1 protein-coding gene is annotated in these 1,561 nt (G+C 46.5%); it reads left to right on the top strand.

Annotated features, from left to right (window positions below):
* A partial coding sequence (locus VN105_RS11025; RefSeq protein ID WP_325640776.1) for an efflux RND transporter permease subunit occupies positions 1 to 1,500 on the top strand: 1,500 nt, incomplete at its 5' end.
* Positions 1,501 to 1,561 lie beyond the last annotated feature (61 nt).

Below are 1,561 nucleotides of genomic sequence, written 5' to 3'. Positions count from 1 at the left end.
ATTCCCAATGAAGACCAGGGAATGATATACGCCATTATTCAAACACCACCCGGCTCTACACTGGAAAGAACCAATGCCATTGCTGGGCAGTTACAGAAAATTGCCGAGCATGTGGATGGCGTACAATCCGTGTCTGCCCTTGCAGGCTATGAAGTGTTAACGGAAGGTAGAGGATCCAATGCCGGTACCTGTCTTATTAACCTGAAAGGCTGGTCGGCCCGTAAACATTCTGCCAAGGAAATTATTGAAGAACTGGAAGAAAAAGCGAAAGTAATACCAGGCGCCACTATTGAATTTTTCCAGCCGCCTGCTGTACCAGGATACGGCGCTGCCGGCGGTTTTTCACTGCGACTGCTGGATAAAACCAACACGGGTGATTATGAAACATTCGGGAAAGTGAACGAAGAGTTTATGGCAGCGCTGAGGAAGCGGAAAGAATTGTCGGGCCTGTTCACCTTTTTCGCCGCCAACTATCCCCAGTATGAACTTGAAATTGATAATAAGGCGGCCATGCAAAAAGGAGTGTCTATCGGGAAAGCGATGGACAACTTATCTATCCTGATAGGAAGTACTTATGAGCAGGGCTTCATCAGGTTTGGTACGTTTTACAAAGTGTATGTGCAGGCTTCCCCGCAATACAGGGCGCTTCCGGATGATGTGCTGAAACTGTATATAAAAAATAACCGGGATGAAATGGTGCCCTATTCTGCTTTCATGAAAATAAAGAAGAACCAGGGCCTCAATGAAATTACGAGGTACAATATGTATACTGCTGCCGCTATTAACGGTGCTCCTGCAAAGGGTTACAGCAGCGGAGAAGCGATTAAGGCCATCCAGGAAGTAGCTAAAAATACGTTGCCGAGAGGATACGGCATCGACTGGCTGGGCCTTTCAAAAGATGAAGTGGGTCGTGGAAACGAGGCGCTTTATATTTTTCTTATCGTATTGGTGTTCGTGTATTTTGTACTTGCGGCGCAGTATGAGAGCTTTATTATCCCGCTGGCGGTAATACTTTCCTTGCCGGTAGGTGTTTTCGGAGCGTTTGTATTGCTGGGATTAATGGGCTTGTCGAATGATATTTACGCGCAGGTGGGCCTGGTAATGCTGGTTGGTTTGCTGGGTAAGAACGCTGTATTGATTGTGGAGTTTGCCGTGCAGAAACATCAGCAGGGAGCTACTATACTTGAAGCTACCATTGAGGGGGCCAGGGTACGTTTCCGCCCGATATTAATGACCTCCTTTGCCTTTATAGCAGGATTGATCCCGTTGCTTTTTGCCACTGGTCCCGGTGCCGTCGGTAACCGCACTATCGGGGCGTCATCGGCCGGTGGTATGTTGCTGGGTACTGTTTTCGGGGTGATTGTTGTACCGGGGTTATACTATGTGTTCGGAACGCTGGCAGAAGGCCGCCACCTGATCAGGGATGAAGACGAAGTTCCTTTAACCGAAGATCTTATTAAGAAGAAAGGTAAGAAGAAGAAAAAGTTTAAGATTTTTTAGGTAGATGGGATTTCCTCAAATGAAAAAATGATCACTATGTTTAGAAAAAGAAGATATAAAT

This window comes from Chitinophaga sp. (genome assembly GCF_035564935.1).
Classification (GTDB): domain Bacteria; phylum Bacteroidota; class Bacteroidia; order Chitinophagales; family Chitinophagaceae; genus Chitinophaga.
This window is presented reverse-complemented; position numbering and strand designations above follow the sequence as displayed.